Source organism: Mycobacterium sp. JS623 (assembly GCF_000328565.1).
GTDB lineage: Bacteria > Actinomycetota > Actinomycetes > Mycobacteriales > Mycobacteriaceae > Mycobacterium.
The window spans coordinates 4,243,363-4,255,563 of the sequence record NC_019966.1; the positions used below are offsets into that span (position 1 = coordinate 4,243,363).

The window sequence follows — 12,201 nt, forward strand, 5'->3', positions numbered from 1 at the left end:
TTGGGCCGCTAGTCAGGAGATTGTCGCGATCACGCAGGTGGCTTCGTAATCACCCGGCAGGCCAGATTCCGCTCCCTGAACGGGAAGGATTTCCTATCCGCCAGGTAAGCCAAGGGGTTCGGCCCGCCACCCGCTCCCTTGGTGGCGGGCCGGGATGATCCTGTTTAGCACCCCCCGTGCGAGGAACGTACCCGTCCCGTCGGGCGCCCAGGGGGGTGGGTTAAGGCGCGCCTGACGGCGCTCTGAATGAGACGCGCGTTACTTATACCAATCACGACGACGACTGTCATCCACTCGGGCCGCCGTCCAGCGGATTCCATCAAGGTCGTTTGTGTGCCCATGTCCATCGACTGGAGGCGTTAGCGCCTTTCCGTACTCCGGGAACGCGAGAGCGCTCTTCGTCGGCTCTATGGTCGGCCACTGCTTACCCTGCTGGATGATCGTCGCAGGGTCGGAACGCCTTGCCTCCCAACAACTCTTCATAGCTTCAGTAAGAGCCACAACCACTTTCGTCGTGGAAGCGCACAAGCCATCAAGCACATCAACACTGCTTCGCATGATGAACGCGTCTAGCATGCTCGTCCCGGTTTCCCCCACTCCAAAGACCAGAGACTGAAGCTCGCTCCATTTCGGCTGTTTGTAGAAGGGCCAGACCATCTGATCATCGATGATGACGTTTAGCCGTTTAGCTGGCGAACGGTGCGTCATTGCATTGCGCGTGTGGCGCAGCCACGTAAGCCAGTCAGTTTCCCCGAAGCTCTGCCAGTCCTTTACCGCAGTCAACAGCTTGAGTTGCAGGTCACGTCCAGCTGTCCCTAGCGGCTCGACGCGCCCCTTGCCCAGGACGCTGGCTTTCGGTTTTTGGCTGTGGGCCTCGGTCGCAATGCTTTCAAGTGTTGTCCAGTAAACGTCGCCTGACACGTCGACCTCGAAACCACCGACGATGATCACCGCCACAGCGAGTCGATCCAACGTCTGCATGAGGTGAAAAAAGCAAGATTCCGCAGATTGAATGATCCGCTGAGTGCGGCGCCGAGTTCGGTCACTGCTTGTATGCGCTTCGGCGAATCGCCGTGAGTTCTTCTGGCCTGCCTTCACGAATTCGCGCCAAAGCCTTTTCGCCGCATCCGTTTCGGCGTACGTCTGCTCTCTGTGTTCCTGCGCGGCGAACGATGCGGCCACTAGCGCCTCGGACGAGCCGAGGATGGATTGAAGCAGATAGTCCGCGAGCATGGTGAGCGTCTTCCAGTCACTATGACCAGACCACCACGCAAAAGCCCCATTCTCTTGGTCGAGTTCGCCGACAAGCTGGGCATAAAGCGAGTCGAGCAAGCTAGTTGCTGGCAGCGCCTGCCGCTCGTAGAGGTCTAGGCCGGGAGCATCCACTGCGAACCACCAATTGCGGCGCTTTTGTCGTTCCCCCATGCGTCGCGCCGCCGACACATGAGACGGCGGCAGGTCTGCCATCCGCGTCTTAGGCTAGACACGCAGTCATCATGATCACCCCCCTTCGTCGGTGACCGCCGATACCGTCTTCGTCCATGAGCAATGCAGCGCCCTGGGCCTCGACCGCAGGCAACAAATTCCGCGACGTCGCACGGTCAACTGAGAACCCGACGACCCGGGCACTCGCCGAGGGGCTGACAGCCCTTACCGAATCGCTCCGAGAGCTCGACGCCAAACTAGAGACGATCGACCAGCAGTTGCGTGCAACTCAAGGAGGCAACTAACGATGAAGATCTTGACCGCCACGGCACAGGGCGCGGACCGTGAAGACGACTTCTGCAACGGTATCGAGGGCGAGATCGTCGTGCCCGCGATGGTGTGTGACAGCCCGAACTGTGGATGCGACAGGTCTTTCAGCGGCCTCAATTCCCACACCGCGACCACAACCCTCATGGTCAGAGAGGTCGACCTGACGATTGACGACCTAGAAGAAGCTGCGATTGGCTGGGCGGAAGCCGGGGGCTGGGCGAAATTGATCACCGAGAATCCCGAACCGGACGACGGGCCTGACCCCGTACGCGCGTTTGCGCGTGACCTCGTGCAAGATTCCGCGGGTTTCGCAGCCGACTACGCCGAGGGCACGATTCTTATGTGCGGTACGACCGCGTCGCCGCCTACGTCACGCAGCGCGGCAAGACCACGTACGTCACCTACACCAGCAATGGGCTGCCGCTGACCAATCTCATCCGCGTTGTGCCAGTAGTCGGCAACGTCATCGCCGACCTCACCGAGCCGGTGCTGACCGCGATCGTGAATTCGGCCTACCCGAACGGCAATCCGATCCCAGCTGACCCGAGCAAGTACCAACCCGCCACACCGCTCTCGTCCCTGTCTCAGCTCACCACGACACTTCCGGGCGCCCTTCAGCAAGGGATCACCTCGACTACCGAGTCCACCTTGAAGACGGAAACGACGACCAAGCCGTCCGACAAGAAGAAGCTCGCGACCACCCAAGCCATCGGCGATACCAAGCCGTTGACTCAACGTGGTGCGCGACAGTGAAAAGGCTGAGCCGCAGACCAAGACCGAGGAAGTAACCCATACCTCGGATCCTGTAGTGACCGTTGACAAGTCGGCCAAGGACGAGCCGAAGGACACAACGCAGTCCCCCGACAAAGAGAGGCCGAACGCGGACAAGGACTCCGAAGCCGGGAAATCCTAACCATGGTGGTGAGCGCTGCCCGACCCGTGGGTGCAGCCAGGCCCAGGGACGAAACCCGGTGTTATTTAGGGAATTTCGACACGATCTTGTCGGCGATCTCGGCTGCCGATGTGACCGGAGCCTGCTGCCGCGGCTTGCAGGCCTGAATGTCGAGGATCACGTTCGCGGCGAGCTGAAGCACACGCTGGCACGACCGGACCTGGTCGCCGCTGGTCCGGGTGTACGGCAGCGCGAGCCGGGTGTCGGTCTTGGTCAGGTCGCCACTTCGCCAGCCGGGCAATGCCTGGCCGTTGAGTTGAATGTTCAGCGTGTGGTTGCTGCACTTCGACCATCGGTCCGTCGACTCGGTGAGGAACTGCCGCGCCCCATCGGCGGTGCGATACGACACGACCGATTGCACGACGAGGAAGTTCCAGTCGTCGATATCCGGCGCCCGAACCAGTTGTTGGCGCACCGATTTCCAGTGACTGGACTCGTAGATCGGCGCCTCGTTCACCTGCCAGACGCCTAGGCAGTTCAGGTTCGGCAGCAGGTTGCGATGATCACCCATCTGCGACACCGGCGTGTGCGCGGTCATGCCCGTCGTACCCATGATCGCGTCCAACTCGTCGGCAGTCGCGAGCGACGCGGTGAGCACGGTGTCGGGAACCAACTTCGTTTCCGACGCGCCCGAGGTGGCCCCACCGCAACCGGCAAGGACAAAGCTGAGCACGAACGCCCCAAAGACAAAGCGGTTCACTGATTTACGCGTGCGTCCCGGCGTTGGCGCAAGCCTGCTGAACCAGCTCGGCTTGGGTGTTCATCTCGTTGGCGGTACTGTTCAGGCTGTCGCCGGGGATCCTCAGCCCCATCTTGACCAGCAGCTTGCTGGCGCCGAGCGACCAGAACCGCATCGGGTCTGCGATCGACGGATCCAGTCCCGGCGTCTGCGCCGCCTGCATGGCGACCGCGGCGGACTGCCGCAGCGCCGTACGACCGGTCGCATTGCTGCTGTCGACGGCTGGATCGGCGTAGTCGGATCCCTCGAAGCTGTCGGCGAAGTCACCGTAATAGCTCGCGGAGGTATCGAGCACCTGAGCGAAAGCTCCGCACGCCTGGACCGCGGGGGCAGTGGCCGCGTCCGAGGGGTCTGCGGCGGACACCTGAACCGGGCCAGCGCCCGATCCGTCGCCGCCGACGTCGTCGGCTAAGGCGGCGGGGGCGACGGTCAAACTGATGCCCAATGCGATTGCCGACGCAACAAAGGTGCGTTCACCTGCGTGCAATGCCTTCAATGTTTCCTCCAAGGTAGTCGGTCCCGCAGGTCGGCCCGGTGTTTGCAATGACCCGCTGGCACGTGTTCCAGCGGCCAGCCGTACCAATGTCGACGAGCCCCGTCCGGTCTCGAGGGCGCTTCGTAACGCGCACTACGGTCGGCCGATCAGGTGTCCAAATGGTGAACTAACGACGAATGGAAGATATCTAGTTGCGGTCCATCGGCTTTCGTAACCCTGTGGAGAGCATTACGTCTGTCTGAGGTCCGGACAAGAGTGCATGTCACAAGACGCCGATTCGATGGAAACGTCACCCGAACTGTTTGCAGTGCGTTCACCGTTTGGAAACCCCACCATTAGAGGCTCCCTGGCGACAGATCCGTTACAGATCCGTTGTATTCCGACCACGAGAGGCGCCAATACAACTATGTTGAACCGCTTTGCCATGCTGGCATCCGTCTGCGTCGCGATTCCGGTCGCGGCCGTCGCGCCCCTCGCGCACGCCGATCCGCCCCCGCCTCCGGATCCCGCGGTGCCGGTGAACGCCACTAACCCGCTTCCACCTGAAGGCGCCGTCCCCTCGGGGCCTCCCGGAGTGCTCGACACCCCGGACGGCTGGCACCTCGAGGTAGTCGGAAGCAATGAGACCCAGCTGCCGGTCGCTCCGCTGACCACCGCGATCTCATCGCGTGAGTACCTGGTGGCAGGCACGTTCACCGGCAAGATCACTGGCGGCGGCAAGACCAAGCTGACCGGCGGATCGTTCGAAGCCGGCGAGCAGATCGGTTGCGGCATAATCTCCGACGAGACCGAGATCAACCCGGGTGCCAGCTTCACTCCCGGCATCGGCATACCGCTGGCGACCAACGATCCCGTCTTCGGTTTCGGCATCAGCCTCCAGGGCAAGGTCTACCTGAAGCCCGGCACGGTGACGACAGTCGCGATCGACAAGAAGAAGTTCAAGGGCACGACGACGCGCATCACGATCACCGGCGTGCGGATCAAGACCGACCAGTGCGCCGGCCAGTCGTTCATCCGCTCATACGCCACGTTGACGAGCTCGACCGACAACACCGATGACGTCATCACCTACCTCGGCGTCACCAAGGCCGTCTAATCCCCTGCGAACTCGAACGGAAGACAAATATGTTCAATCGTTTTGCCGCACTGGCCGCTTGCTCGCTGATCCCTCTGAGCGCCGCACCCGTTGCATTGGCCGACCCGCCGGCCGATGACCCCGGGCCGCCGCCGGACAACGGCGTCGTTGCCTCCGCGGAACCCGGAGTTGTAACCACACCCGATGGTTGGGTGCTGACAGTCACGGCCAAGGACGAGACTCAGCTGCCGGTAGCGCCCCTGACCACCGCCGTCTCGTCGCGCGAATACCTCGTCGGCGGCACATTCACCGGGACCGTCACCGGCAAGGGCAAGACCAGCCTCAACGGTGGCACGCTCGAAGCCGGCTACCAGATCGGCTGCGGCATCGAGCTCGGTCAGGTTCGTCTCATCGGTCAGGTCGGCGTCAGCACCTCGGGATCGCGTTTCAGCGGCGGTCTGGTTCCGACGGGCCTCACGTTCCCGATCTCGGGCACGATCGAGATCCACCCGAAGCCGGGTACGGTTTCCACTGTCACCGTGGACAAGAAGGACTACAAGTCCGCGCCGGTCCGCGTGACGCTCAAGGACACCCATATCAAGGTCGACGGCTGCGTCGGTCAGTCCTTCATCCGGTCGTACGCGACGCTGACCAGCTCTACGGCGGACACCGATGACATCGTCGCGTACTACGGCGTTACCAAAGCAGTCTGACGCCGCGGATGGGTCGGCATCGTAAGAACACACTGCACCGACGGCGAACTGCAGCCGCCAAAGCCACAACAGCTGGTCTCGCCATGCTCGGAGCGGCGGTCGCCTTCTCGGCGACCGCCGCGGCGGACCCTCCGCCGCCGGATCCGGTGCCGTTGCCTGTACCCGGCGAACCCGCCCCGCCGCCTCCGCCGGCCGGTCCGATCGTGCCGATGATCGGCGAACCGCTCGGCCCGGCTGGGTTCAATGTGCTCGCGCAAACCGGGCAGGATGGCGTGCCCGGCGCGCAGGGGGCACCGTCGACGACGATCGGCCTCGACCGGGATTCTGTTCTGGGCCAGAATCCACTGCCCTCCGTGCCGGGTCCGAACCCCGGCGTTGTTCCTAACCTCAACGTGTTCAACAACGCTTACGGCGTCCAGCAGTACGAGCAACCGTCGGCACCCGGTAAGGGTGTGGAGTTCGGTGTGGCCCCCGGCGACGAGAACAACGACGTCAACCGCCGCCAGTGGTTCGGCAGGTACATCGACATGTACCGCGCAGGAATGCTCAAGGGTGGATTGCTGGGCCAGGTGCCGCAGGAACAGCTCGGTGAACCGCTGCCGGGAACTGCGCCTCCGCCGGGGACGAACATCCCGCCGGGGTTGGTGCAGTTCCAACCCGACCCGCCGCCACCGCCGGATGGCGCGGCTCCGCCACCTCCGGCGCCCGGTGCGCCACCGCTGCTGCCACCGCCACCGGGTTAAGGAACTCGGCGACAACGGATCTGAACGGAACGGGACGATACCCACGAGGGTCTCGTCCCGTTCTGGTGCGCATCCGCGAGCGTGCATCCCAGTTTCGGCTGCACCGGGTAACCCGATGTCGTCGCGGCTGTAATTCTCGCGTTCGGCGACATTCCGTTGTCTGCTGAGCACGGATTCCTCACCGACGCAAGACAATCCCTGTGGCACCGCTTCACGCGTTGGGCGGATTACATCGCGGCAATCTCGCCAATCATTACCCTCAGTACGAGCCCACTCAAATCACCGAATCGTCGACCTGATGCGCGAACTGCGCGCCACGAAGGCCCCCCAACATGTACGCGAGGAGGTCCCGTTCATCGCCGGCCCCAGTATCGGTCGACCAGCTGATCGCCAGACTGCCCTAGAGTCTCGAGCTAGGAAGCAGGTTCAGACATCTGGTTGCGCGTGGGAGCGATAACGCGCTCAGTGGTGATAGCTGTGAGGATGCCGTCCCACAGCCGAGAACGCGCGGCCAGCGCCGCACCGGCGGCCTGGCAGTGGACCGGAGCGGACGCGATCAAGCCCCATGTGGCTGTGACGAACTCCGCCGCCGCACGCGGTACGCCGGCATCCTCCAGCGCGCACGGCACCGGCGCTTTGGCACGAATCAGATCGATGAAACGGTCGACGACAGAATGGTCGGCCCCGGCTTCAGCCATGCCGGCGACGTACCACTCGAAATGGCTGATATGACCGCGCTGGAACACGTCGCTTTCCTCTGCCAGCACGATGTCGTTGATAAGGCGGCGGCTGCCGGCCGGCCCGGTGGGGACCCACGGCACTGTCACGCATGTCAGGTTGGATTGGAGGGACTTCAGCAGCGACATAAAGTCCCACACCGCGAACACGTGATGCTCCATAAACGTGAGGATCGCCGCGCGGGTGTTGAGGCTGGCGTAGAGCGGATGGGTGATGACACGCCCACGGGGCGCCCGAACCGCCGCCAACAGATCGGCTCCCGGGTGTGTCCTTCCCCAGCCCTCCCACGACATAACCCGCCCCGTCTTCCTCCCCGACCCACACCATTGCGGCACCCGCAGCAGCGGCTTCGTTTCTGTTCACGAACGGGGCCGCCCGGAGGTTCAATACGCGCCGCGGCGGTCCCGCCGCCGCAATGGCAGCCAAATCCGCGAGTTCTGGCATGCAGTGGCTTGATCAGCCGGGCGCCGATTGCCCGCTGCGGTTGCCGGCGGATGCAGCGGCAGAGCGCTTTTGGCGTGCGCGGCACCCTTTGGCTAATCCCCGCGAATGACGACACGGTCAGTTAGCCGTTTCACGATGCAAATCAATTAACCGATTTCCGAACGCATTTCGAACGTAATCGGCGCGTCGAGGATCTACTCTCTGGTTCCGTTGCTGATCGCGGGGGTCTGACCCACCCGTGCCCGATGCGAGTCGGGCGTGGGTCGCTGGAGTTGGGCGGTGCTGCGTGACTGGGCGCGTCGTGCCGTGGCCCGGACTGCTGCCGCAAGGGTGACCCCTGCCCGTGTACACGCATTGCCCCGAGAGTTGGTTCAATGGAACGTGATTCAGCCATCCAAATCAACGCTGGCGAAAAGTTTCGGCGAGATATCGCGACGGACCGCCGGAAATCGCGCTGACGCTCACGGCGCCGTGGCTCCTTTGTGCCGCCACTTAAGGTACCTCGCAGGCCATATGACGTTGTGGCCAAGCTGCTCTCGGCGTTTGATACGCGTGTCAGAGGGTCCCGTTGGGGCAACGTCGGCTAACCGGTACCGACATCCTGGAGCTCTCTGTTATCAATTGCGCATCATCAGCGCTCACAACCGTCCTCAAGCAGCCCTGGCCTCGACAACGCTGAGCGGGGATGCCGTTTCGATCACCCGCGTCAGCCGGAATCCGGCTTGGCTCAGTAGATCTCGGTATTCAGTTTCGTTGCGTTCACGGGCGCCCAGGTTCAGCAGCATTTCCAGATCCACCCATTTGCCGGGGAATTCACGGTCGTGCTTGGGGATGACGAATTCGACCAGCAATACCGTGGCTTGGGGGCCGGTTGCCGCCCGAACGTTGCGCAGGATTTGCAGCGCCTTCTCGTCGGGCCAGTCGTGGATGATGTTTTTGAGAAGGTAGGCGTCGCCGCCGCTGGGGACGCTGTCGAAGAACGACCCCTCGGCGATCAGAACCCGGCCGGCGACGCCCTGCTCGCGCAACACACCCGAAGCGTTCGCAACCACCGACGGCAGGTCGTACAGGACACCGCGCGTACCCGGCGCCGCCGCGAGGATGGCGGCCAGCAGAGGGCCATGCCCGCCTCCCACATCGACGATCGTGGGGTAGACGCCGAAGTCGTAGCCGGCGACGACGGCCGTATCCGTCATCTGCGAAACACTCGTCATGGTCTGGTTGAAGAGTTCGGCGAGCTCAGGCTGGTCGGCGAAATAGTCGAAGCTCGACCGGCCGCGCAATGCCGGGACGACCGAATTCCCGGTACGCACAGCGTCGATCATCAGCGTCCAGCGTTCGCGTTGTTCCTTCGACCCGTAGAACCGCGCCGCCGATCTCGTCGACACCGGCGCGTCGGAACGCAGCGTGTCGGCCAGGGAGTTCAGCTGGTAGCGACCGTCGCGACGCCGACGGAAAATGCCGCGGCTAATCAACGCCCGCAGCAGCCGACTCAGGGCGTCCGCGTCGGCGTCCACCCGCGCGGCCAACTCGTCGATCGTCAACGGGCCACCCGCCAGGGCATCGGCGACACCGAGTTGCGCTGCCACTGTGATCGCTTGCGACGCCCAGGTGGCGGTGATCATCTCCATCATCGCCGCCGGTGGAGGGACCAGTCGTTGATGGATGCGATACAGGTGATGGCGCGTCCGCTCGACAACGCGGGCCAGCTTGACCGGTGGCACTTTGGCAGCCGTCGACATCGCTCACCCCTTTCTGGGCGCGTGGATGATGCGTCCGGACAAGTCTCGGCCGACTTCGGCGGATATCCGGCGGTGGCTTGTCGAACGCAGAAACGTCGTCATCGCCCACATGCCGAACTTGTCCGACATCATGGCGGCCGGTTTCAGCACCGACTCGCTTTGAGATATCTGGCGAGACGTCAGCCAAGACACTGCGCTGAGCCTGTGTCGTCTGGTCTTCTCGTACCACCGCAGTGCGCTCGCGAGATCACCGCCACGGCCGTTGGGTGCCTTGCGGAAATCCGTCAGTGCCTTGCACAACACCATTGTGTCGAGTAGCGCCTGGTTGGTCCCCTGCGCGAGGATTGGCGGCATCGTGTGCGCCGCATCACCGAGCAACGTGACCGCGCTTCGCCGTGGCAAGCGCGGAATCGGATGCCGAAAATGCGGGAACGGCGATGCCGCCAGATCCTCATCGGTCAATGTAGCGAGCACGTGATCGACCATGTCCGACCATCCCGTGAAGTTGGACCGGATCATCTCGATCGGACGTTGGGGCCTGACGTAGTCGGGCGAGCACCGCAAGTCGAACCACCACTGCAAGTCGGTGCCGCCCGCCGGCCACAAGCCGAGGTTTCCGTGCGCGCCGATGATCTGCACGGCCACCTCCTTGTCGGCGATGTCGGGCAGGGCAATCAGTCCCTGCCAGCTGCACCAACCGGTCGGCTTTGCGGGTTTGGCCCCGGTGATGTGTCGGATTTGCGAGTGCAGACCGTCGGCACCGATCAGCAGGTCCGTTTCCGCGACGCTGCCGTCTGCGAACTCGACGCACACCCCGTCTTGGGTGCTGCGGACCCCGACCGCACGGGCACTGAATCGGACGCGTTCTGCTGGGAAGCCTTCGGCGAGCCGGTCAAGCAGGACGCGACGCGGGACCATCCGAACAGATCCGCCGAGGCGATCCGCGAGCGCGTTCAGGTCGATGTTGACCAATCGGTGACCGGTCGATGTCGCGATCCGCACGGTGGACAGCTGCTGACCAGCCCCATCCATGTCGACGCCCAGCTGTTCCAAAACCGTCGAGCCGTTGGGCCAGATGGTCACCGCACCGCCGCCGGGCCGCATATCCGGTCGCTGTTCGTAGACGGTGGCGTCATGTCCGTCTCGCAGCAATCCGCGCGCCAGGGAGATGCCGGCGACCCCGGCCCCGACGACGACGATCCGCAGCGCGCGCGGTGTCTGCTTGCGCTCCCCGCGGGTGGCGTCCGAATGCGGTTCCGGCACAGTTATTTTCATCCGCAGCCCATCCAGCTGTGGAAGCGGCGGTCCGGATCGTAGGCCGCGCGCACCTTCTCAAGGCGTGCCATGTTCGGGTCGGCGATGAACTTGGCCGGGCGCCTGCCGAGATTCTCGTCGGCGAGCGCGATGCCGGTCGCCAGGTGCGACATCGCCGCCATGTTGGACGATGACCAGTGGCGGTACCGTTCGTCGTCGGCCGGATCGTCCCAGACCGTGTACAGCGCCATGTAGATGTCGTCCTCCAGGCTGAACGCCATGTCAGGGCGGTGCGGGGACGGGTTCCACCCAGTAAAGATGAAGTGCGACGGGTGCGGTGGCATCGTCTCGATGACGTTGCGGATGCCTGGCAGCAGTTCTTCGGCTGAAGCCGACGTCCACATGTTGTCGGCGATATACCGGTGGCCCTTAGGGTAATTGGTCATCACCGCCCTGTACCAGCTGGCCAGGTTGGTCGGCGCATACGGGACGCTGATCGTCGCCTGATCGACGACCGGGCAGGTGCCAAGTAGGGCAAGTGCTTTGGTCGCCTCCTGTTCTGATTCGGCGAACACTGGCGAGGCGATGGTGATGGCGGGGTGGTCGACCCCAGCTGCGGGGAAAGAACGCGTGGTGAGAATTTGCAGTTCGACGCGGTTGTCGACCTCGGCACTGATGGAGCGCCCCCAGGTGAACACCTCGTCGGCGAGCTCGATCGGGTACATGTACAGACAGGTGCCCAAGACGGCCGGGCGCCGGTGAATCCGCAGTGTGAACGAGGTGACAACACCGAAGAAGCCGGGGCCCGAACCGCGCGCGGCCCAGTACAGGTCGGGGTGGTTCTGCGCGTCGCAGTAGATCTGCTCGCCGTCGCCAGTGACAACCTCGAGTCCAAGCACATTTTCACATGCCGGTCCGAGCACCTTGCTGTTCCAGCCGTACCCGCCCTGCAACAGATACCCGCCGAGCCGGATGCCTTCGCAGTGACCGGTTGGGAAGAAGAGTCCTTGCGAATCAAGTTCGGCCGCAAAGATGTTGGCGATCTTGCCCGGTCCGACTTGAGCGATCATCCGGTGGGCGTCGACGGTGCAGTGGTCCAGGCGACTGACGTCGAGCAGCAGCCCGCCGTCGCGTAGATGACTGGCCGCCCAGCTGTGTCCGCCGGAACGCACGCCCACCTTTTGGTCGTTGGCGCGCGCATATCGGATCGCGGCGACCACGTCGTCGGTATCGTGAGCCTGCACGATCACGTTGGGAAAGCGGTCGGGCACAAGACCGTTCCAGACCGTCGCCCGACGAGCCGCCTCGTATCCTTCGGCGTCGCGGAAGTAATACTTGTCGACGGAAAGCAAAACCATCGCGTCCCCTTGATTTCGCACAGCGGCGCCAGCGCCGTTCGGATGATCACGGCACCACTCAATGCGTGCCTTGGCCGCAACCTGCGACTACTAAGGACACGACGTGCGAGCACATCCTGTTCATCGGCAGTGCTCGACGTCACAGAGTCCCCGGCTAAAGCTGATGGCGCGTCGCTCGAAACTCGGTCAAAT

Annotated in this window: 14 protein-coding genes and 1 pseudogene; 8 read left to right on the forward strand and 7 right to left on the reverse strand. The window is 63.5% G+C overall.

Going from position 1 to position 12,201, the window contains the following annotated elements; all coding sequences use genetic code 11:
- Nucleotides 1-258: 258 nt before the first annotated feature.
- Entirely contained in the window at nucleotides 259-1,467 is a 1,209-nt protein-coding gene (locus MYCSM_RS20795) for a hypothetical protein (RefSeq protein ID WP_157681370.1), read from the reverse strand.
- Between the two features lie 74 nt (nucleotides 1,468-1,541).
- Between MYCSM_RS20795 and MYCSM_RS20800 the strand changes: the two genes are divergently transcribed.
- From MYCSM_RS20800 to MYCSM_RS37295, 4 genes are read left to right on the forward strand one after another with little or no spacing between them, the layout of a single operon-like run.
- Nucleotides 1,542-1,730, forward strand: coding sequence for a hypothetical protein (locus MYCSM_RS20800; protein WP_015308137.1), 189 nt, complete (start codon nucleotides 1,542-1,544; stop codon nucleotides 1,728-1,730).
- A gap of 2 nt (nucleotides 1,731-1,732) precedes the next feature.
- A complete protein-coding gene (locus MYCSM_RS39115; RefSeq protein WP_015308138.1) occupies nucleotides 1,733-2,182 on the forward strand; it encodes a DUF7715 family protein in 450 nt (149 codons plus the stop codon).
- Complete coding sequence (locus MYCSM_RS20805; protein ID WP_041312490.1) at nucleotides 2,098-2,508, forward strand: PE-PPE domain-containing protein; 411 nt, start codon at nucleotides 2,098-2,100, stop codon at nucleotides 2,506-2,508. Before MYCSM_RS39115 ends, MYCSM_RS20805 begins: the two co-directional genes overlap by 85 nt.
- Complete coding sequence (locus tag MYCSM_RS37295) at nucleotides 2,495-2,668, forward strand: hypothetical protein (protein ID WP_157681371.1); 174 nt, start codon at nucleotides 2,495-2,497, stop codon at nucleotides 2,666-2,668. Before MYCSM_RS20805 ends, MYCSM_RS37295 begins: the two co-directional genes overlap by 14 nt.
- Nucleotides 2,669-2,729: 61 nt before the next feature.
- Here the strand turns inward: MYCSM_RS37295 and MYCSM_RS20810 are convergent, their stop codons facing one another.
- Together MYCSM_RS20810 and MYCSM_RS20815 are read right to left on the reverse strand one after the other, a co-directional pair.
- Nucleotides 2,730-3,407, reverse strand: a complete 678-nt coding sequence (locus MYCSM_RS20810) for a sensor domain-containing protein (RefSeq protein ID WP_015308140.1) — start codon at nucleotides 3,405-3,407, stop codon at nucleotides 2,730-2,732.
- A 4-nt stretch (nucleotides 3,408-3,411) separates the two neighbouring features.
- Nucleotides 3,412-3,942 carry a hypothetical protein gene (locus MYCSM_RS20815; RefSeq protein ID WP_015308141.1) on the reverse strand — a complete coding sequence of 177 codons (531 nt, stop codon included), beginning with the start codon at nucleotides 3,940-3,942 and terminating at the stop codon, nucleotides 3,412-3,414.
- A 406-nt stretch (nucleotides 3,943-4,348) separates the two neighbouring features.
- Between MYCSM_RS20815 and MYCSM_RS20820 the strand changes: the two genes are divergently transcribed.
- The 4 genes and pseudogenes from MYCSM_RS20820 to MYCSM_RS38915 all read left to right on the forward strand — a co-directional run.
- The gene (locus MYCSM_RS20820; protein WP_041312493.1) at nucleotides 4,349-5,038 is read left to right on the forward strand and encodes an MspA family porin; all 690 of its coding nucleotides are present in this window, start codon (nucleotides 4,349-4,351) and stop codon (nucleotides 5,036-5,038) included.
- Nucleotides 5,039-5,067: 29 nt separating this feature from the next.
- Nucleotides 5,068-5,730, forward strand: coding sequence for an MspA family porin (locus MYCSM_RS20825; RefSeq protein ID WP_015308143.1), 663 nt, complete (start codon nucleotides 5,068-5,070; stop codon nucleotides 5,728-5,730).
- An 83-nt stretch (nucleotides 5,731-5,813) separates the two neighbouring features.
- Nucleotides 5,814-6,473 carry a hypothetical protein gene (locus MYCSM_RS20830; RefSeq protein ID WP_015308144.1) on the forward strand — a complete coding sequence of 220 codons (660 nt, stop codon included), beginning with the start codon at nucleotides 5,814-5,816 and terminating at the stop codon, nucleotides 6,471-6,473.
- A gap of 280 nt (nucleotides 6,474-6,753) precedes the next feature.
- Nucleotides 6,754-6,877: pseudogene (locus tag MYCSM_RS38915) on the forward strand (chlorite dismutase family protein); the annotation flags it as partial.
- Between the two features lie 9 nt (nucleotides 6,878-6,886).
- On the opposite strand, the gene MYCSM_RS20835 reads toward MYCSM_RS38915, so the two are convergent.
- The 4 genes from MYCSM_RS20835 to MYCSM_RS20850 form a co-directional block, all read right to left on the reverse strand.
- A complete protein-coding gene (locus tag MYCSM_RS20835) occupies nucleotides 6,887-7,504 on the reverse strand; it encodes a DUF3050 domain-containing protein (RefSeq protein ID WP_015308145.1) in 618 nt (205 codons plus the stop codon).
- Nucleotides 7,505-8,305: 801 nt separating this feature from the next.
- Entirely contained in the window at nucleotides 8,306-9,397 is a 1,092-nt protein-coding gene (locus MYCSM_RS20840) for a methyltransferase (RefSeq protein ID WP_015308146.1), read from the reverse strand.
- A 3-nt stretch (nucleotides 9,398-9,400) separates the two neighbouring features.
- Nucleotides 9,401-10,597, reverse strand: a complete 1,197-nt coding sequence (locus MYCSM_RS20845; RefSeq protein WP_041314573.1) for an FAD-dependent oxidoreductase — start codon at nucleotides 10,595-10,597, stop codon at nucleotides 9,401-9,403.
- A gap of 71 nt (nucleotides 10,598-10,668) precedes the next feature.
- Nucleotides 10,669-12,009 carry an FAD-binding oxidoreductase gene (locus MYCSM_RS20850; protein ID WP_015308148.1) on the reverse strand — a complete coding sequence of 447 codons (1,341 nt, stop codon included), beginning with the start codon at nucleotides 12,007-12,009 and terminating at the stop codon, nucleotides 10,669-10,671.
- Nucleotides 12,010-12,201 lie beyond the last annotated feature (192 nt).